This window comes from Pseudoxanthomonas sp. Soil82 (assembly GCF_040446535.1).
GTDB lineage: Bacteria > Pseudomonadota > Gammaproteobacteria > Xanthomonadales > Xanthomonadaceae > Pseudoxanthomonas > Pseudoxanthomonas kaohsiungensis.
On sequence record NZ_JBEAAK010000003.1, the window covers coordinates 418,079 to 436,635 of the forward strand.

Below are 18,557 nucleotides of genomic sequence, written 5' to 3' on the forward strand. Positions count from 1 at the left end.
AGGCCCGGCGGCACTTGCTGCTACCGGAGAGTTCGATCGAAGACCTGCCCCCTGAGCGCCGAGGTCGCCGTGTCCCGGGGATCGGGGGCAAGTGGCACAGGGATGTGCCACGGCCGCGAGTACGGACAGGACGTCCGCCCGAGCGGTGACCCCGATCCCCGCGGCGCGGCGGCCCCGTCCGGAGCTCGCAACGCCGCTCCTGCTCTGCCTCTGCCTCTGCTTCTGCTCCCGTTGCTGCTCCGGCTCCGGCGCGAGCTCCGGCGCGAGCTCCGGCACCAGCTCCTGCTCGCGCTACCGCTGCCGCTCCGGTACCGACCAGGGCCCCTGCCAATCCCCAGCAGCCAGGGCCGAAACCACGCCCCCGACCGGCAGGCTCTAAACTATGCGCCCCCTTCGCCCCAGCCAGCCCGCCCTCCCATGTCGGATTCCGCCCTGCTCGCCCTGTCCCCGCTCGACGGCCGCTACGCCTCCAAGGTCGACGCGCTGCGCCCGATCTTCTCCGAGTACGGCCTGATCAAGGCGCGGGTGAAGGTCGAGGTGGAGTGGTTGCTGGCGCTGGCCGCCGAGCCGGGCATCGTCGAGCTGGCGCCGTTCTCCGACGCCGCCGTGCAGCGCCTGCGGGCGCTGGCCGATGGCCTGTCGCTTGGCGACGCGGCGCGGGTCAAGGAGATCGAGCGCACCACCAACCACGACGTCAAGGCGGTCGAGTACCTGATCAAGGAGCGGCTGAAGGACGACGCCGAGCTGGGGCCGGCGCTGGAATTCGTCCACTTCGCCTGCACCAGCGAGGACATCAACAACCTGTCCTATGCGCTGATGCTGCGCGAGGCGCGGGACAGCGTGCTGCTGCCGGCGCTGGACGGCATCGCCGCCACGCTGCGCGCGCTCGCCCATGCCCAGGCCGCCCAGCCGATGCTCTCGCGCACCCACGGCCAGACCGCCTCGCCCACCACGCTGGGCAAGGAAGTGGCCAATGTCGTGGCCCGGCTGGAGCGGCAGCGCCGGCAGATCGCCGCGGTCGAGCTGACCGGCAAGATCAACGGCGCGGTGGGCAACTACAACGCGCACGTGGCCAGTTACCCGGACGTGGACTGGCCGGCGTTCGCGCAGAAGTTTGTCGAGAGCCTGGGCCTGCCGTTCAATCCGTACACCACCCAGATCGAGCCGCACGACAACGTCGCCGAGCTGGGCGATGCGATCCGCCGCACCAATACCGTGCTCATCGACCTGGCCCGCGACGTCTGGGGCTACATCTCGCTGGGCTACTTCAGGCAGAAGCTCAAGGAAGGCGAAGTCGGCTCCTCGACCATGCCGCACAAGGTCAACCCGATCGACTTCGAGAATGCGGAAGGCAACTTCGGCATCGCCAACGCCCTGTTCGAGCACTTCTCGACCAAGCTGCCGATCAGCCGCTGGCAGCGCGACCTCACCGACTCCACCGTGCTGCGCGCGCTGGGCACCGCCTTCGGCCACACCCAGGTCGCGCTGGATTCGCTGGGCAAGGGCCTGGGCAAGCTGCAGGTGAACCCGCAGCGCCTGGATGCCGACCTGGATGCGGCCTGGGAAGTGCTGGCCGAAGCCGTGCAGACGGTGATGCGCCGCCACGGCCTGCCCAATCCCTACGAACAGCTCAAGGCGCTGACCCGCGGCCAGGACGGCATCGATGCCGAGGCCATGCGTCGCTTCGTCGCCTCGCTGGAGCTGCCCGAGGACGCGCGCGCGCGCCTGGCCGCGCTCACCCCGGCCGGCTACACCGGCCTGGCCGAGCGGCTGGCGCGGGATATCTGACGCCCCGGGTGTTGCACACGCCCCCCTTGCCTTGATCGCGTAGAGCGGGGCTCGCCCCGCCGCTTTCCGGACGTCTCGCCATGAAGCCAGGAGCAGCGGGGCAAGCCCCGCTCTACGCGACGCCGCGGGCACACCAGGACTGCACGCCGGGTGGGTCGATCAGCCGCGTGCCGCCCGGCTGATAGAGTGGCCAGCCCGAACGCAGCGAACGATCCATGCGACTGCTCGAAACCGCCGGCGCGCTGGCGACCCTGCTGGCCCTGTCACTGACACCCTCCAGCGCCAGCGCCGCCCCGGCAACGCCGGCCGGCGCCTGCCCCGCCGACGCCGGCTGGGACGACCCGTCGCCGCCCGTCCATGTCTTCGGCAACACCTGGTACGTCGGCACCTGCGGCATCACCGCCCTGCTGGTGACCTCGCCCCAGGGCCATGTGCTGCTCGACGGCGGCACCGCCACGGGCGCGGCGTTGATCGCGGATAACATCCGCGCCGCCGGCTTCCGGCTCGAGGACGTGAAGTACATCGTCGGCTCGCACGAGCATTTCGACCACGCCGGCGGCATCGCCGCGTTGCAGGCGGCCACCGGTGCGACCGTGGTCGCGCTCGAGCCGGCCGCGGTCGTGCTCGAACGCGGCGGCAGCGATCGCGGCGACCCGCAGTACGGGCAGCTGGACCCCATGGCGCCGGTCGCCGGCGTACGCCGCATCGCCGACGGCGAGGTGCTGGCGCTGGGCCCGCTGCGGCTCACCGCCCACGCCACGCCCGGCCATGCGCCGGGGAGCACCAGCTGGACCTGGCGCTCCTGCGAGGCCGGCTCGTGCCGCGACATCGCCTACGTCGACAGCCTCACCGCGATCTCGGACGACCAGTGGCGCTTCACCGACCCGGCCAATGCCGGCTACGTCGCCGGATTCCGCCGCACCCTGGACGCGGTCGCCGCCCTGCCCTGCGATATCCTGGTCACCCCGCATCCGGGCGCCAGCGCACTGTGGTCGCGACTGGGCCCCGGCGCCGGCCAGCCGCTGGCGGGCGACGGCGCCTGTCGTGCCTATGCCACCCAGGCCCGCGCGCGCCTCGACAAGCGCCTGGCCGACGAAGCCGCCGCGCCGCCGGCGCGCTGAACCGCCCCACACGACGCGATCCGACGTGCAACTGCTGATCAACATCGACGTCGATGACCTGGCCCGCGCCGAGGCGTTCTACCGCGATGCGTTCGGCCTGGCCGCCGCGCGCCGCTTCGGCGACGCCGTCCTCGAGATGACCGGCGCACCAGTACCGTTTTACCTGCTGCGCAAGGATGCCGGCAGCGAAGGCGCGGCCGGTTCGGCGCGCGATTACCGGCGGCACTGGACGCCGCTCCACCTGGACATCGTGGTCGAAGACCTGGACGCGGCCCTGGCCCGCGCGCTGGCCGCCGGCGCCCGCGCCGAAGGCGAGGTACGCGAAGCCGCCTGGGGCCGCATCGTGCAGCTGGCCGACCCGTTCGGCCACGGCTGGTGCCTGCTCCAGTTCCTCGGCCGCGGTTACGACGAGATCGCCTCATGAGCTCCCGCAAGAAGACTTTCCCCGCCGCCCTGCCGTTCGAGGTCGACGCCGCCGCCCTGCCGCCGCTGGGGATGGACCCGGCGCTGTTCCTGCGCGACTACTGGCACAAGCGCCCGCTGCTGGTCCGCAACGCCTTCCCCGGCTTCCAGACCCCGCTCATGCCTGACGACCTGGCCGGCCTGGCCTGCGAGGACGGCGTGCTGGCCCGGCTGATCAGCCACGACCGCGGCAGCGGCCGCTGGGACGTGAGCACCGGCCCGTTCGCCGAGGACGACTTCCCCGGCCTGCCCGACCATGACTGGACCCTGCTGGTCCAGGACGTCGACAAATGGGATCCGGACGTGGCCGCGCTGCTGGAGCAGTTCCGCTTCCTGCCGCGCTGGCGCATCGACGACGTGATGGTCAGCTTCGCCGCCACCGGCGGGTCGGTCGGCGCGCACGTGGACCACTACGACGTGTTCCTGCTGCAGGCTTACGGCCATCGCCGCTGGCAGATCGACGCCAGCGTGGCCATGGGCGGGCCGGCGCCGGACCTGGGCTTCCAGGAGGACGTGGCGATCAAGCTGCTGCGCCACTTCGAGCCCACCCACGACTGGGTGCTGGGCCCGGGCGACATGCTCTACCTGCCCCCGCTGGTGCCGCACCACGGCGTGGCCGAGGACCCGTGCCTGACCTTCTCGGTCGGCATGCGCGCGCCCTCCTCGTCCGAGCTGATCGGCGACTGGCTGGACGAGGTGCTGGTCGATGCCGACGAGGCGATCCGCTACCACGACGAGGACCTGGCCGTGCCGGCCGATCCCAACGAGATCGACACCGCGGCCATGAACCGCGTGGTCGAGGCGCTCAACGCGATCCGGATGAACGATCCGGACCGGCTGGGCGACTGGTTCGGACGCTTCATCACCACCTACCGCGCCGCCGGCGAGGTCATCCCCGGCGGCGAGCCGCGCCCGCGCATCGAACTGGAATGGGACCTGGCCCACGGCGCGGCGCTGCAACGCCACCCGGCCTCGCGCCTGGCCTGGCGCCGGCGCCACGACGACGGCGCCAGCCTCTACTGCAGCGGCCGCGCGCTGGTCGTGCCGGTCGACGATGCGATCCTGCTGGCCGATGCCACCGTGCTGGATGGCCCGGCCTGGGAATCGCTTTCGCAGGACGGCCGCGATGCCGCCTACGCGCTCTACCAGGCCGGCCACTACGGACTGCTGGCCGACGACCCGGACGAGGACGGCGAGGACGGCGACGCATGAGTCCCGCGGTTTCCATCGTCGCAGCCGCGTACGCCCAGGACCACGCACGCCTGCATGCGTTGCGCACCACCGTGTTCATCGATGAACAGCAGGTGCCGGCCGCGCTGGAGCGCGACGCGCTCGACCCGCTCAGCTTCCATGTCATGGCGCTGGATGCCGACGGCCGCCTGCTGGGCACCGCGCGCCTGACCCCGGACCGGCGGATCGGCCGGATGGCGGTGCTGGCGAGCGAGCGCGGGCGCGGGATCGGCGAGGCGATGCTGGCCGGGCTGCTCGAGGAGGCGCGGCGGCGCGGCTGGACCGAGGTCACCCTGCACGCGCAGCTGCATGCGCTGCCGTTCTACGCGCGCGCCGGGTTCGTGCCTTCCGGTCCGGTGTTCGAAGAGGCCGGGATCGGCCATCGCCTGATGCGCCGGCGGCTGCCCGGCGCCAGCCCGGTCGAGGACGCCGACGCCGCCGCCGCGGTGCTGATCGCCCTGGCCACCCATGCGCGCCGCGAGCTGGCGCTGTACAGCCGGGCGATGGACCCGGGCCTGCTCGACCGCAAGGACGTGCTGGACGCCCTGCGCCGCTTCGCCGTCCGCCCCGGCGAGCGGCGGCTGCGGATCCTGCTGCAGGATGCGGCGACCCCGCAGCGGTCCGGCGCACCGATCCTGCCGCTGGCCCAGCGCCTGCCCAGCGTGTTCGCCTTCCGCGAGGTCAAGGACCCGGTCGATGCGCGCTATCCATCGGCCTTCGCCTTCAACGACACCGGCGGCGCGCTGTTCCGGCCGCTGGGCCATCGCTTCGATGGCGAGGGCGGGGTCGAGGACGGCCCGCTCGCGCGCCGCCTGCAACTGGAGTTCGACCGGATCTGGGAACGCTCCCGCCCCTGCACCGAGTACCGCGTCCTGTAGGAGCCCATCTTCATGGGCGACCCGTCGTCGGCGTGCGTGGCTGTCGCCATCGGGGCGGTGTCGGGTCGCCCATGAAGATGGGCTCCTACAATGCGGCGCCGTTTCCGCCCATGCAGCGACGCGGCTTTGTGTAGGAGCCGATTCATCGGCGACCCGACGCCACCCGGCAAACGACGCCCTCCCGGTTCCCCGTCCGGCCCGCCCGCAGGCGCCACGCCGACTTCATCCGCCCTGCCCGACACCAGGCGCACGCCGAGATCGGCCCCGTGGCGCGCGCCGCCCGCGTGCATCGCTGGCGGTCGCCCACCGGGAATGTCCTCCCGCGCCTGGCCCGCGACAGTGTGAACCGCCGCACTCCCATGACCCCCGGACCGGGAAATCCGGCCTTCGTCTAGGTCCCTGAACGGGCGATGGGGGGTATACTTTTGCGGCTGTCACGCCCGCTACGCCGGGCCTGGGCCGGTTGCGGCCCATCCCCCACCCAGACGCGACTCCATCGTGGACAACCTACTCAAGCAGTTTGCGCAGTCATCGCAGCTCGGCAGCAATGCCGCCTTCATCGAGGACCTGTACGAGCAGTACCTGGTCTCCCCCGACAGCGTAGACCCGAAGTGGAAGGCCTACTTCGACGGGTTCAAGGGCCGCGAGGCCGGTGACGTCCCGCACTCGGCGGTCATCGCCCACGTCGCCGACGCCGCCCGCCACGCCGCCAACAACGGCTATGCGACCGCGCCGGCCGTCGGCGACGAGCGCGAGCGCAACGTCGGCCGCCTGATCACCGCCTACCGCTCGCGCGGCCACCTGGGCGCCAAGGTCGACCCGCTCGCCCTGACCCCGCCGATGAACCCGCCGGACCTGGGCCTGCCCTTCCACGACCTGTCCGAGCGCGACCTGGACAGCGAATTCAGCACCGGCGGCCTGGCCGGCCAGCCGCGGATGAAGCTGCGCGACCTGCTCGCGCGCCTGAAGGCGACCTACACCGGCTCGATCGGCGCCGAGTTCATGCACATCCCCGAGGTCGAGCAGCGCCAGTGGTTGTACCAGCGCCTGGAGCTGGCCGGCGGCGACTACAACCTCAGCGCGGAGACCCGCCAGCGCGTGCTGGAGCGGCTGACCGCGGCCGAGGGCCTGGAACGCTACCTGCACACCAAGTACGTCGGCCAGAAGCGCTTCTCGCTGGAAGGCGGCGACTCGCTGATCCCGCTGCTGGACACGGTGATCCGCCAGTCCGGCGTGGACAAGGTCAAGGACATCGTCATCGGCATGGCCCACCGCGGCCGCCTCAACGTCCTGATCAACACCCTGGGCAAGAACCCGCGCAAGCTGTTCGACGAGTTCGAGGGCAAGTTCGAGCACGACGAGCGCGCCCATGCCGGCGACGTGAAGTACCACATGGGCTTCTCGGCCGACATCGCCACCCCGGGCGCGCCGGTGCACCTGGCCCTGGCCTTCAACCCCTCGCACCTGGAGATCGTCGACCCGGTGGTCGCCGGCTCGGTGCGTTCGCGCCAGGAGCGCCGCGGCGACGACGAGCGCCGCCAGGTGCTGCCGGTGCTGATCCACGGTGACGCGGCCTTCGCCGGCCAGGGCGTGGTGATGGAGCTGTTCCAGATGTCGCAGGCGCGCGGTTTCGCCGTCGGCGGCACCGTGCACGTGGTGATCAACAACCAGGTCGGCTTCACCACCAGCAACAAGGAAGATGCGCGCTCGACCCTGTACTGCACCGACGTGGCCAAGATGGTCGGCGCACCGGTGTTCCACGTGAACGGCGACGACCCCGAAGCGGTGGTGTTCGTGGCCAAGCTGGCCTACGAGTTCCGCCAGCAGTTCAGGAAGGACGTGGTCATCGACCTGGTCTGCTACCGCCGCCACGGCCACAACGAGGCCGACGAGCCGGCGGCGACCCAGCCGCTGATGTACCAGACCATCCGCAAGCACCCGACCACCCGCGAGATGTACGCCGCGCAGCTGGAGAAGGCCGGCGTGATCGCCGCCGACGCCGGCAAGGCGCTGGTGGACGAGTACCGCAACAAGCTCGACGCCGGCGAGGTCACCACCGAGCTGGCCGCCTCCAAGCCGGAGGACTACGAGCTGACCATCGACTGGTCCAAGTACCTCTCCGGCACGCTGTCCGACGCGGTCGACACCAAGGTGAAGAAGGCCACGCTGACCCAGCTGGCCAAGATCATCAACACGATCCCGCAGGGCGTCTCGCTGCACCCGCGCGTGGCCAAGATCTACGAGGACCGCCTGAAGATGTCGGCCGGCGAGATCGGCGGCGACTGGGGCTTCGCCGAGAACCTGGCCTACGCGACCCTGCTCTCGGAAGGCTACGGCCTGCGCCTGGTCGGCCAGGACGCCGGCCGCGGCACGTTCTTCCACCGCCATGCGGTGCTGCACGACCAGAAGACCGACAGCTACTACCTGCCGCTGCGCCAGCTGGTGGAGACCCCCGAGCAGGCCACCATCATCGACTCGCTGCTCAGCGAGGAGGCGGTGATGGCGTTCGAGTACGGCTTCTCCACCACCGACCCGAACACCCTGGACATCTGGGAAGGCCAGTTCGGCGACTTCGCCAACGGCGCCCAGGTGGTGATCGACCAGTTCATCGCCTCCGGCGAGGCCAAGTGGGGCCGCATCTCCGGGCTGACCCTGCTGCTGCCGCACGGCTACGAAGGCCAGGGCCCGGAGCACAGCTCCGCGCGCCTGGAGCGCTTCCTGCAGCTGTGCGCGCTGGAGAACATGCTGGTGTGCGTGCCGACCACCCCGGCCCAGTGCTTCCACATGCTGCGCCGGCAGATGAAGATGAGCACGCGCAAGCCGCTCATCGTCATGTCGCCCAAGTCGCTGCTGCGCCACAAGCTGGCCGTGTCGACCCTGGACGAACTGGCCAACGGCGAGTTCCAGCACCTGATCCCGGACACCAGCGCCGACCCGAAGAAGGTCAAGCGCGTGGTCGTGTGCTCGGGCAAGGTCTACTACGACCTGCTCGAGGACCAGCTCAAGCGCGGCCAGGACAACGTCGCCATCGTCCGCGTCGAGCAGCTGTACCCGTTCCCGCGCGAGGCGCTGTCCACGGTGCTGCAGACCTACGCCAAGGCCACCGAGGTGGTCTGGTGCCAGGAGGAGCCGCAGAACCAGGGCGCCTGGTACCAGATCAAGCACCACCTGCAGGCCTGCCTGGCCAAGGGCCAGGCGCTGAGCTACGCCGGGCGCACGCGCTCGCCGTCGCCGGCGGTGGGCCACTTCGCCGACCACGTCGAAGAGCAGCTCAAGCTGGTCGCTGACGCGCTGGTCAACCCGCCCGGCAACCAGCTCGCCGCCGAATAGCGCGTCACCGCGCCGCAACCGGCAACCCCCGATACTTCCGCCCTACCGACATACGCCCCAAGGACGCCCCATGGCCACCGAAGTCAAAGTTCCGGTCCTTCCCGAATCCGTCTCCGACGCCACCATCGCCAGCTGGCACAAGAAGGCCGGCGACGCGGTCAAGCGCGACGAGAACCTGGTGGACCTGGAGACCGACAAGGTCGTCCTGGAAGTCCCCTCGCCGGTCGACGGCGTGCTGAAGGAAATCAAGTTCCAGGAAGGCGACACCGTCACCAGCTCGCAGGTCCTGGCGATCATCGAGGAAGGCGCCACCGCCGCCGCAGCCCCGGCCGAGGCGAAGAAGGACGACAAGCCGGCCGCCGGCGCCGAGGAAGTGCAGGCCAAGGCCGGCGCGGCCAAGGCCGAAGCCGCCGCGCCCGCCTCGACCAAGCCGGCCCCGGCCGCTGCATCGGGTGGCGACCTGCCGCCGGGCGCGCGCTTCACCGCCAGCAAGGAAGGCATCGACCCGTCGCAGGTCGAGGGCACCGGCCGCCGCGGCGCGGTGACCAAGGAAGACATCGTCAATTACGCCAAGTCCGGCGGCGCCGGCAAGGCCGGTGGCGCGCGTCCGGAAGAGCGCGTGCCGATGACCCGCATCCGCAAGCGCATCGCCGAGCGGCTGATGCAGTCCAAGGACTCCATCGCGATGCTGACCTCGTTCAACGAGGTCAACCTGGCCAAGGTGTCGGCCGCGCGCAAGGAGCTGGGCGAGGACTTCCAGAAGGCCCACGGCATCAAGCTGGGCTTCATGAGCTTCTTCGTGAAGGCCGCGGCCAACGCGCTGCAGCGCTTCCCGGTGATCAACGCCTCGGTCGACGGCGACGACATCATCTACCACGGCTACGCCGACATCTCGATCGCCGTGTCCACCGACAAGGGCCTGGTCACGCCGGTGCTGCGCAACGTCGAGCGCCAGAGCTTCGCCGACATCGAGCAGGGCATCGCCGATTACGCCAAGAAGGCGCGCGACGGCAAGCTCGGCCTGGACGACCTGCAGGGCGGCACCTTCACCATCACCAACGGCGGCACCTTCGGCTCGCTGATGTCGACCCCGATCGTCAACCCGCCGCAGAGCGCGATCCTGGGCATGCACACCATCAAGGAGCGCCCGATCGCCGAGAACGGCCAGGTCGTGATCGCGCCGATGATGTACATCGCCCTGTCCTACGACCACCGCATCATCGACGGCAAGGACGCGGTGCAGTTCCTGGTGGACATCAAGAACCAGCTCGAGAACCCGAACCGGATCCTGTTCGGGCTGTAAGACCCCCGCGCCGCCCTTCCCCGGAAGGGCGGCGCCGTTTTCGCCAGGGCCGGCGGAAGCCAAGCGCGATCCAGCTCGCCGCCCTGCACTCTTCCGCCCCCGGGCCACGGCCCGCGACGGGCAGCAAAGGCAAAGGAACTGGAAATGGCTGAACAATTCGACGTCGTCGTCATCGGTGCCGGCCCGGCCGGCTACCACGCCGCGATCCGCGCCGCGCAGCTGGGCCTGAAGACCGCCTGCATCGACGCGGCGCTGGGCAAGGACGGCAAGCCGGCGCTGGGCGGCACCTGCCTGCGCGTGGGCTGCATCCCGTCCAAGGCCCTGCTCGACTCCTCGCACCAGTACGAGAACATGCTGCACAAGTTCGAGCAGCACGGCATCGGCTTCAAGGATGCGTCGATCGACGTGGCGAAGATGGTCGCCCGCAAGGACGGCATCGTGAAGCAGTTCACCGGCGGCATCGCGCAGCTGTTCAAGGCCAACAAGGTCACCGCGTACTACGGCTTCGGCCAGCTGCAGCCGGGTAATGTCGTGAAGGTGAAGCAGCACGACGGCACCGAGGTCGAGCTCAAGGGCACCAACGTCATCATCGCCGCCGGCTCCGACTCGATCGAGCTGCCGTTCGCCAAGTTCGACGGCGAGGCCATCGTCGACAACGTCGGCGCGCTGGACTTCACCGAGACCCCCAAGCGCCTGGCGGTGATCGGCGCCGGCGTGATCGGCCTGGAGCTGGGCAGCGTGTGGAAGCGCCTGGGCGCCGAGGTCACCATCCTCGAGGCGATGCCGGAGTTCCTGGCCGCCGCCGACGCCGAGGTGGCCAAGCTGGCCGCGCGCGAGTTCAAGAAGCAGGGCCTGGACATCCGCCTGGGCGCCAAGGTCTCCAAGGCCGAGATCAAGGCCAAGGGCAAGAAGAAGGAAGTCGCCGTCACCTATACCGACGACAAGGGCGCCGAGCAGAGCCTGGTCGTGGACAAGCTGCTGGTGGCCGTCGGCCGCCGCGCCGCGACCAAGGGCCTGCTGGCCGAAGGCACCGGCGTGCAGGTCAACGAGCGCGGCCAGATCGTGGTCGACGAGCACTGCCACACCGGCGTCGACGGCGTCTGGGCGGTCGGCGACTGCGTGCGCGGCCCGATGCTGGCGCACAAGGGCTTCGAGGAAGGTATTGCCGTGGCCGAGCTGATCGCCGGCCTGCCGGGCCACGTCAACTTCGACACCATCCCGTGGGTCATCTACACCGGCCCGGAAATCGCCTGGGTCGGCAAGACCGAGCAGCAGCTCAAGGCCGAGGGCGTGCCCTACAAGACCGGCACCTTCCCGTTCGCCGCCGTCGGCCGCGCCGTGGCGATGGCCGAGCCGGTCGGCTTCGCCAAGGTGATCGCGCACGCCGAGACCGACCGCGTGCTCGGCCTGCACCTGGTCGGCCCGAACGTGTCCGAGCTGGTCCACGAGGGCGTGCTGACCATGGAGTTCAGCGGCTCGGCCGACGACCTGGCGCGGATCTGCCACGCCCACCCCTCGCTGTCGGAGGCGATCCACGACGCGGCGATGGCGGTGGACAAGCGCGCCATCCACAAGGCGAACTGAAGGTTCGCCTTGTGGATGCAGATGCCCGCGCAGCGGACATCTGCATGCGTGACCGGAGCCGGGCAGTGCCCGGCTTCGCGCTTTCCGGAAACACGCAAAGACTCGACCAGGAACAACGCATGGATTCCAAGGGACTTCCGCCCCGCGTCACCGCCGGCCTGTATGCCGCCGCCGGCGTGCTGTTCGTGGTCGGCGCCTTCGCCGGCGGCCGGCCGGCCTTCAGTGGCGTGGGCGTGGCCTTCATCGTGCTGGGCGCGCTGGTCTACTGGCGCAGCGGCCGGCGCCAGGACTGATCGCGGCATGCACCGGCGCGGACACGACGGGCAACGTCGCGCGCCGGCACCGATGGCCTCGCCCGGTCTGGTAGAAACAACAGCGTGCCCCGCCCCGCCCGCGGCCACCCCGGAACCCGCGCATGTCCCTTTCGACCCTGGCGCTCGCCGCCGCCCTGTCCGCTTCTGCCATGACTGACGACGCCCACCCGCAGCCGTCGCAGGACGCGCCTGCGTACGAGGCCTGTGCGCACGTGCGCCCCGGCATGAACTACCGCCAGGCCTTGGCCTTGATCGGCCGGCCGCCGGACAGCACCCTGTCCGGCCACACCGCGGCCGGGCCGTCCGGCGAACCGCCCGGGAGCTATGCCATCGATTTCTGGTACGACGTCGATGGCGACGGACGCCGCCTCGTCTCCAGCCTGCGCTACCAGGGCGGCACGATCGAGTCGGTCGACTGCGGACGCCCCGCCGACGGCCCCGACCCGGCCGCCACCACCTCCGTTACTGCAGGAACCTGATCCATGCGCTCGATCTGCGTCTATTGCGGCTCCAACGCCGGCAGCAAGCTGGCCTACACCGAACGCGCCATCGCCCTGGGCGACCGGATGGCCCGCGACGGCATCCGCCTGGTCTACGGCGGCGGCAACGTCGGCCTGATGGGCATCGTCGCCAACGCCGTGCTCGAGGGCGGCGGCGAGGTTACCGGCGTGATCCCGCAGCAGCTGGCCGACTGGGAGGTCGCGCACCGCGGACTGACCGAGCTGCAGGTCGTCGGCTCGATGCACGAGCGCAAGATGCGCATGTTCGACCTGTCCGACGGCTTCATCGCCCTGCCCGGCGGCTTCGGCACCCTGGACGAGATGTTCGAGATGCTGACCTGGCGCCAGCTCGGCATCGGCGACAAACCCTGCGCCTTCCTCGACGTCGACGGCTTCTACGCGCCCCTGATCGGCATGATCGACCGCATGGTCGAGGAACGCTTCCTGCACCCGGACCAGCGCGCCGACCTGTGGCACGGCGACGACCTCGAGGCGATGCTGGCGTGGATGAAGGCGTACGAGCCGGCGCAGGCGAGCAAGTGGATGGATGAGAAGCGGCGGAAGTCGCTGCGGTAGGTGAGTGGCCGCGGAGCACTTGGCCGTGGCGCCTTTGAAGCTAGGCGCGTCGCTGACTAACCCTGCCCATCAGGCGCGCACGTCCTCGCACGGTGCTTGCATGGGCTTGTTAGCCAATGCCTTGGCAGCCGCGCTTCTGAGGTGAAGGGCTAATTGTTGTGCACTTTCCATGAGCTGAAGAAGTTGCTGCCAATTGGCCCAGTGCTGAGAGTACAGCTCTGCGCCAACCAAAGCCTCGAAGTCGACCTTCCGCGGCACGCGCCATTTCTCATACTGCTCCAAACGATGAATTCTTTCTGCGAGATCCACAACGCCACGCGTCTTGGGCGAGCGCTTTGCATTGCTCGAAATCCAATCCTTCCAGTACTTGCCGCCTTCTGACTGATTGCACTTGCCGCAGGCGGGAACAAGATTCGCTATCTCGGTTATGTATCCGGTTGGTTGCTTTGCAGTGACCAATGGGCGGAAGTGATCCCATTCCGTCCTAGGGTCTCCGCAATAGGCACAGACGCATTGACCGGATTGCATGCCAAGAATCTGCAATGCCTCCGCGATCTCTTCTGGCGTCGGCTCCAGGACTGGCACGATGGCTTGAATGAATGCAGCCGTTATGCTGGACGCGCGACCCTTGATGCTACCTGGCGATGGTAAATCGAAGTCCATGTTCTTTTTTTTGGCTCACGCCGTATGTCTTGCCTTTCACTTAGCTTGCTGGAGCCAACCGTGAAGCGGGCTCGTCTTGAATTAACTGTCAGGCGCGCGACGTGAAGAGGTTCTGTGCATTGTGATCATCTGCCACCGCGAGGATCCCTGGCACGAAAGACTCCAAGTAAGCGCGATCTTCGAGTTGCGAAACCGCCACCCGATGCCTAAGAGTCTCGCCAGTGGTCAGTTTGGCACGAACCTCTAGCGCAAGCTTGCCATTGGTGATTCTTGGATTGTGATTACCCCAAGTGGAGCTGACAAAGAGCACGTAGCCAGCTTGATAATCCCGTGCCTCAATACGCCCATCCAACGCGAACTCAGCTGGATCATCTTGGTATTTAGAAAACCAGACCTTTAGAAGCTTGGTGCTACTTCCAACTGTCTGTCGCGGTCTGTTTGGCAAAGTTGTGGGCAGCATGAACTCAGTCCACTTTTTCCAAGACCTCAAAGTGCGGTAGCGAAGCCAGAAGTCTTTAACAACAATAGGATCTGTAGTTGGATTGGTTACTGAAACGTGCAGCAAGAATACCGACCTAACCACGTCCTTACAGTCATGCAGTTCCTCAAACGCCTCGCAGTAGCACCTGCTGGTCAATCTCTCTATCTCTACCCGCGGGCTTTTTAGCTTGCGTCTGACGTACTTGAAAAGGCCAAGGGCCCAAGCGGCTAGAAGAACAAGCAGCCACTTAAGAATATCCAAACTACCTTGGTGTTCCTCAATCCAATCAATGACAAGCTGAAAGTCTCCAAGATCTGGCATAGCGCGCCTAACACCTGAATTTAGCCAACCCGCAAGAACGGGCTCGGTTGATGGAATTGTTATGCCCCGCGCAAGTTCTCGACAAGGCGGACTGCGGAGCGCCGGAGCGAATACAGGCGCTCACCCTTGCCGTTGTGGTCGAGACCAAGCAACCCAAGCTCCACCAAAGTAGATAAATCGTCATCCAGGAAGCGAGGCTCGGTGATCTTAAGCTCGTCATCACTGGGGCCGTCCACTATGGGTAATGATTTCGTACCGTCCAGGGACTGGATCGCAAGAATCTTGCTTGCGCCAGAATCATGGAACTGCTGTAACAATGAGATTGCTTGCGCGGAGAGCGCAGACGCTGGATGGACAGCGTGAGCAAGGTCACGGTATACGTCGAACCCCGCCGCAAAGCTGGCCATTGACCGGTCAAGTGACTGAAGACGATCAAGAATCTCCCTCTGGCTCTCGCCGAGAAGCGCTTTGATACTGATCGTGGTGCTGGTGCTTTGTTCCAACAGAGCTTTTATCTCGTCATGGCGTTGCTCGGATAGCCAAGCCATGAACTCATCAAAGGATTTTCCGTCGGCGGCCCCACGATGCGCAACAAAGTCAGCCAAGAGGCTGATGATTGTCGCGAATGCAGTGGTGGTCGATAGTGGATCCATGGGGCATAACGCCAGAGTAAGCCGTATCGCCGGGCGACATCGACTTGAGAGGATTCCTAGGCTTCGGAAGCACCATTTGGAAGGAGCTGCTTTACTGTGTCCACGTAAGAAGTGGCATCTGGACCCTTTAGCAGGCGGAAGACCAGCGCCTCATACTGACCCTGCTTCAGGCCAAAGCATGGGGCGATCCTATCCACGAGGCTCTTGCGGTTGTAGATCCGAAGGATGTCATTCAGTCGGCCCGACTCCAGTGCCGCCCTAAATGCATCTTCTGCTTTCTCAACTATCCCCTTGGTATCTAGAGATGCCGATAGGTCAGCGACCCCCTGATCTATGCCATTGCGATCATTGCTAGCTGGCGAATAGAGAGATAAGTGATAGCGGATGCGCCTAGATGCCATGAGAACAATTTGGCCCTCCAACTCAGCCCTTAGGGCGTCGGCTATGTAGTTGAAGACACACGCAACCACCTTCCCATCGTCCAACGCCAAATGGGTGGCCACTTTTCGCACCAACTGCTCATTGCAGAGCAAATTCTCAATCTCCGCGAAATCAATAGCGTATACGCCAACCTTGTGTAGCGCAGCCAATTCGCTATCCGTTCTTACGTCACGATCTATGATCCCAAATGCGGTCAAAGTATGTAGTGAGGCGTTTGAGTTCAGAGCTTTCACTGACTCAACAACCTTATCGCCGCTTCCTCGTGGAACGACGTGATGCTTGGGGTAGCAGAGTTGATAAAGCGAATGATCCAAGCCACCACGCTCCCCCTCGCAAAAGAGCACAGGCTTACGATTCCCGACTAACTCCAGAACCAGACTTTCAGGAAGTGCCTCATCCACCGGGAGCTCAGACCAAGTCCACGCCCCACCTGAATAACCTTGTACCCAAAGCTTTCGAGCGCCCGCTCTACTCGCCGCGAAATCTAGATCGTGGGTGATGTAAATGATCGATCGATCCGGACAAAGCTCTTCAACCTTGTTCCACAGCTTGTCCATCAGCGAGCGGTGAAGATGCAACTCTGGCTCGTCAATCACGATTAGAGAGTTTGCTGGCGCGGTTAGACACTGACCCAGCAAATAGAGTGTCACCCTCTCTCCGTCGCTCATTTCTTTGGCGTGGTACTCAGATGCAGTCCCCTTTCCTACTGTGACCTTTCCATCATGAAAGCTAATGGTCCTGTGCGGCATGAGATACCCCCACAGCCTCACAATTTGATCGATTACGGAATCTGGAACGGGAACATACCCCTGAGTGTCGCGTGTCTTCTGTGTATGGACACGGTCTCGGTCTGACTCCCGCGCAAATAGAAGTGCAAGTAGCTTGTCGTAGTCAGACAGTAAATGCGTCGCCGGACTTCCACCCCATCGATCCTGATTTTTTCGATCGATGCTTGCATGCTGATCCGATCGCCCGTAGTAGAGCGCTTTCTCCGCCTGCTCAAGGTTCGTGACTGGGGCGTAGTCTGGCAGTGCAAGCGCTTTCTGCGCTCCTATGCGGTGCACTTGCATGTGCCTTTGATTGTTGTCCTCCAACCAAATGCCAAGTCGGGTCTTCCCCGAGCCATTTGCACCTACAACGACTATGCGCATCGGATGGTCAAGCTCGATGACCTGGCCACCCGCACCTTGGCTTGGAAACCTCAATGTCATCTGATTTCCCCTTAGCCCCACTACCAGTCGACCCCTGGCGGGGGCGTAGCACAGAGTCTGGCGACGGCCTGAGATGGCGTCAACGCAGAAACTCCTTGGTGATCAGTAAAGCGGACGGAGACCGAAAACGGGCCGCTGGCCACTGGGGGAGATAGACATTCAAGCCCCTGCACGAACGCCCGCTATGTTTCTGCCCAGACCGCTTGCCGAGGACCTCATGCGCGGGAATGGGGAGGACTAGTAGGCGACGGCCCTGCCCGCGCCGACCCCTGAATGCCGGCGCGCCACACCGCCCCGCCCCACCACCCTTTGCATCTCCCTCCCCACCAGCAAGAATCACGGCATGCAGCCCGGCCCCCGCCGGGACGGAGCCCGGACCATGGCCAGCGTGCCCGCCACCTTCCCCGCCTTCCGCATCCACAGCGATGACGCTGGCTACCGCAGCGGCATCGAGCCGGTGTCGCTCGACGACCTCGCGTCCGGCGAGGTGGTGGTCAAGGCCGCCTGGTCGTCGGTCAACTACAAGGACGCGCTGGCCGGCACCGGCAAGGGCAAGATCCTGCGCCGCTTCCCGCTGGTCGGCGGGATCGACGTCGCCGGCCACGTGGTCGCCTCCACCGATCCGAAATTCCGCGAAGGCGACCCGGTGCTGGTCACCGGCTGCGGCCTGAGCGAGACCCGCGACGGCGGCTATGCGGCCTACGCGCGGCTGCCGGCCGAATGGGTCATCGCCCTGCCGCACGGCCTGGACCTGCGCCAGGCCATGGTCCTGGGCACCGCCGGGTTCACCGCCGCCCTGGCCCTGTACCGCATGCGCGAGAACCGGCAGCGCCCGGAGCTGGGGCCGCTGGCGGTCACCGGCGCCACCGGCGGGGTCGGCTCGCTGGCGGTGGCGATCTTCAGCCGCGCCGGCTACGAGGTGCACGCGGTCAGCGGCAAGGCCGACCAGGCGGCGTACCTGAAGTCGCTGGGCGCGCGCGAAGTGCTCGGCCGCGACGCGCTGCAGGCCAGCCGCCCGCTTGAGTCGATCCGCTTCGGCGGCGGCCTGGACAACGTCGGCGGGCCGATGCTGGTCAGCCTGCTCGCCCAGACCGCGCCCTACGGCAACGTCGCCGCCGCCGGCCTGGCGGCCACGCCTTCGCTCGAGGCGCTGACGGTGATGCCCTTCATCCTGCGCGGGGTGTCGCTGCTGGGGATTGGTTCGGCCGGCACCGCGCGCGACATCCGCGACGACATCTGGGCGCTGCTGGCGGACGAATGGAAGCCGGCGCAGCTGGACGCGATCTGCACCCGCGAGGCGACCCTGGCCGAGCTGCCGGACGTGTTCGACACGATGCTCGCCGGCGGCTCGCTGGGACGCACGGTGGTGCGGCTGGGCTGAGCGCAGGCCGCGTCGCGGCGACCTGCCCGTTGGCCGGGCCTGGCAGTCGGGCCCGTGCTCGCCGTCCAAGGCCCTGCGTGAGTTGCGCGCCGGGCTCCGCGTCCCGGGTGCAAGGTTCCGGGGCCCATGATCCCCGCCGGGAGTTCCGCGGCCGATGCATCGAGCTCCGCCCCAAGGCTCGCGGGCTCGCGCGCAAGGCAAAAAACCCCAGCCGTGGAGTTCCAGGCCTTGCGTGCACGCCTGGAAGCCCGCGCGCAGGGGTGGGTGCCTTGCGATCGCAAGGCAAGAAGCGTCGCGCGCGGGGTTCGTTCGCTTGCGCG

16 protein-coding genes are annotated in these 18,557 nt (G+C 67.1%); 12 read left to right on the forward strand and 4 right to left on the reverse strand.

The annotated features are described in order from the left end of the window. Positions 1–417: 417 nt before the first annotated feature. From purB to ABKA19_RS10930, 11 genes are all read left to right on the forward strand, one after another. Positions 418–1,788 (forward strand): adenylosuccinate lyase, encoded by a 1,371-nt coding sequence (gene purB, locus ABKA19_RS10880; RefSeq protein WP_353688909.1) that lies wholly within the window; start codon positions 418–420, stop codon positions 1,786–1,788. Between the two features lie 215 nt (positions 1,789–2,003). After that, positions 2,004–2,909 (forward strand): subclass B3 metallo-beta-lactamase, encoded by a 906-nt coding sequence (gene bla, locus ABKA19_RS10885; RefSeq protein ID WP_353688910.1) that lies wholly within the window; start codon positions 2,004–2,006, stop codon positions 2,907–2,909. Positions 2,910–2,934: 25 nt separating this feature from the next. Then, a complete protein-coding gene (locus tag ABKA19_RS10890) occupies positions 2,935–3,333 on the forward strand; it encodes a VOC family protein (protein ID WP_353688911.1) in 399 nt (132 codons plus the stop codon). Continuing rightward, positions 3,330–4,583, forward strand: coding sequence for a JmjC domain-containing protein (locus tag ABKA19_RS10895; RefSeq protein WP_353688912.1), 1,254 nt, complete (start codon positions 3,330–3,332; stop codon positions 4,581–4,583). The genes ABKA19_RS10890 and ABKA19_RS10895 overlap by 4 nt, the downstream gene beginning before the upstream one ends. Beyond that, entirely contained in the window at positions 4,580–5,479 is a 900-nt protein-coding gene (locus ABKA19_RS10900) for a GNAT family N-acetyltransferase (protein ID WP_353688913.1), read from the forward strand. Before ABKA19_RS10895 ends, ABKA19_RS10900 begins: the two co-directional genes overlap by 4 nt. Before the next feature lie 498 nt (positions 5,480–5,977). Beyond that, a complete protein-coding gene (locus ABKA19_RS10905; protein WP_353688914.1) occupies positions 5,978–8,809 on the forward strand; it encodes a 2-oxoglutarate dehydrogenase E1 component in 2,832 nt (943 codons plus the stop codon). Positions 8,810–8,879: 70 nt separating this feature from the next. Then, positions 8,880–10,112 (forward strand): dihydrolipoyllysine-residue succinyltransferase, encoded by a 1,233-nt coding sequence (gene sucB / locus ABKA19_RS10910; protein WP_353688915.1) that lies wholly within the window; start codon positions 8,880–8,882, stop codon positions 10,110–10,112. A 144-nt stretch (positions 10,113–10,256) separates the two neighbouring features. Continuing rightward, on the forward strand, positions 10,257–11,696 hold the full coding sequence (lpdA, locus tag ABKA19_RS10915; protein ID WP_353688916.1) for a dihydrolipoyl dehydrogenase: 1,440 nt from the start codon (positions 10,257–10,259) through the stop codon (positions 11,694–11,696). 119 nt (positions 11,697–11,815) lie between these two features. Then, a complete protein-coding gene (locus tag ABKA19_RS10920) occupies positions 11,816–11,989 on the forward strand; it encodes an MFS transporter (protein ID WP_353688917.1) in 174 nt (57 codons plus the stop codon). Between the two features lie 122 nt (positions 11,990–12,111). Further along, complete coding sequence (locus ABKA19_RS10925; RefSeq protein ID WP_353688918.1) at positions 12,112–12,489, forward strand: hypothetical protein; 378 nt, start codon at positions 12,112–12,114, stop codon at positions 12,487–12,489. A 3-nt stretch (positions 12,490–12,492) separates the two neighbouring features. Further along, positions 12,493–13,086, forward strand: coding sequence for an LOG family protein (locus tag ABKA19_RS10930; RefSeq protein ID WP_353688919.1), 594 nt, complete (start codon positions 12,493–12,495; stop codon positions 13,084–13,086). Between the two features lie 69 nt (positions 13,087–13,155). Here ABKA19_RS10930 and ABKA19_RS10935 read toward each other — a convergent pair whose 3' ends face one another. The 4 genes from ABKA19_RS10935 to ABKA19_RS10950 all read right to left on the reverse strand — a co-directional run bounded on the left by ABKA19_RS10935 (position 13,156) and on the right by ABKA19_RS10950 (position 16,856). Next, a complete protein-coding gene (locus ABKA19_RS10935; protein WP_353688920.1) occupies positions 13,156–13,749 on the reverse strand; it encodes an HNH endonuclease signature motif containing protein in 594 nt (197 codons plus the stop codon). An 88-nt stretch (positions 13,750–13,837) separates the two neighbouring features. Further along, positions 13,838–14,551, reverse strand: coding sequence for a hypothetical protein (locus tag ABKA19_RS10940; protein WP_353688921.1), 714 nt, complete (start codon positions 14,549–14,551; stop codon positions 13,838–13,840). Between the two features lie 59 nt (positions 14,552–14,610). Further along, the gene (locus tag ABKA19_RS10945) at positions 14,611–15,204 is read right to left on the reverse strand and encodes a hypothetical protein (protein ID WP_353688922.1); all 594 of its coding nucleotides are present in this window, start codon (positions 15,202–15,204) and stop codon (positions 14,611–14,613) included. Positions 15,205–15,260: 56 nt separating this feature from the next. Beyond that, the gene (locus ABKA19_RS10950; protein ID WP_353688923.1) at positions 15,261–16,856 is read right to left on the reverse strand and encodes a DUF4435 domain-containing protein; all 1,596 of its coding nucleotides are present in this window, start codon (positions 16,854–16,856) and stop codon (positions 15,261–15,263) included. A gap of 379 nt (positions 16,857–17,235) precedes the next feature. Here ABKA19_RS10950 and ABKA19_RS10955 point away from each other — a divergent pair, with 379 nt between their 5' ends. Beyond that, positions 17,236–18,237 (forward strand): YhdH/YhfP family quinone oxidoreductase, encoded by a 1,002-nt coding sequence (locus ABKA19_RS10955; RefSeq protein WP_353688924.1) that lies wholly within the window; start codon positions 17,236–17,238, stop codon positions 18,235–18,237. Positions 18,238–18,557 lie beyond the last annotated feature (320 nt).

Bases quoted from the DNA above. Each gene is read 5' to 3' on its own strand.
- purB (WP_353688909.1), top strand. From the start codon at position 418: ATGTCGGATTCCGCCCTGCTCGCCCTGTCCCCGCTCGACGGCCGCTAC.
- bla (WP_353688910.1), top strand. From the start codon at position 2,004: ATGCGACTGCTCGAAACCGCCGGCGCGCTGGCGACCCTGCTGGCCCTG.
- ABKA19_RS10895 (WP_353688912.1), top strand. From the start codon at position 3,330: ATGAGCTCCCGCAAGAAGACTTTCCCCGCCGCCCTGCCGTTCGAGGTC.
- ABKA19_RS10900 (WP_353688913.1), top strand. From the start codon at position 4,580: ATGAGTCCCGCGGTTTCCATCGTCGCAGCCGCGTACGCCCAGGACCAC.
- sucB (WP_353688915.1), top strand. From the start codon at position 8,880: ATGGCCACCGAAGTCAAAGTTCCGGTCCTTCCCGAATCCGTCTCCGAC.
- lpdA (WP_353688916.1), top strand. From the start codon at position 10,257: ATGGCTGAACAATTCGACGTCGTCGTCATCGGTGCCGGCCCGGCCGGC.
- ABKA19_RS10920 (WP_353688917.1), top strand. From the start codon at position 11,816: ATGGATTCCAAGGGACTTCCGCCCCGCGTCACCGCCGGCCTGTATGCC.
- ABKA19_RS10925 (WP_353688918.1), top strand. From the start codon at position 12,112: ATGTCCCTTTCGACCCTGGCGCTCGCCGCCGCCCTGTCCGCTTCTGCC.
- ABKA19_RS10930 (WP_353688919.1), top strand. From the start codon at position 12,493: ATGCGCTCGATCTGCGTCTATTGCGGCTCCAACGCCGGCAGCAAGCTG.
- ABKA19_RS10935 (WP_353688920.1), bottom strand. From the start codon at position 13,749: ATGGACTTCGATTTACCATCGCCAGGTAGCATCAAGGGTCGCGCGTCC.
- ABKA19_RS10940 (WP_353688921.1), bottom strand. From the start codon at position 14,551: ATGCCAGATCTTGGAGACTTTCAGCTTGTCATTGATTGGATTGAGGAA.
- ABKA19_RS10945 (WP_353688922.1), bottom strand. From the start codon at position 15,204: ATGGATCCACTATCGACCACCACTGCATTCGCGACAATCATCAGCCTC.
- ABKA19_RS10950 (WP_353688923.1), bottom strand. From the start codon at position 16,856: ATGACATTGAGGTTTCCAAGCCAAGGTGCGGGTGGCCAGGTCATCGAG.
- ABKA19_RS10955 (WP_353688924.1), top strand. From the start codon at position 17,236: ATGGCCAGCGTGCCCGCCACCTTCCCCGCCTTCCGCATCCACAGCGAT.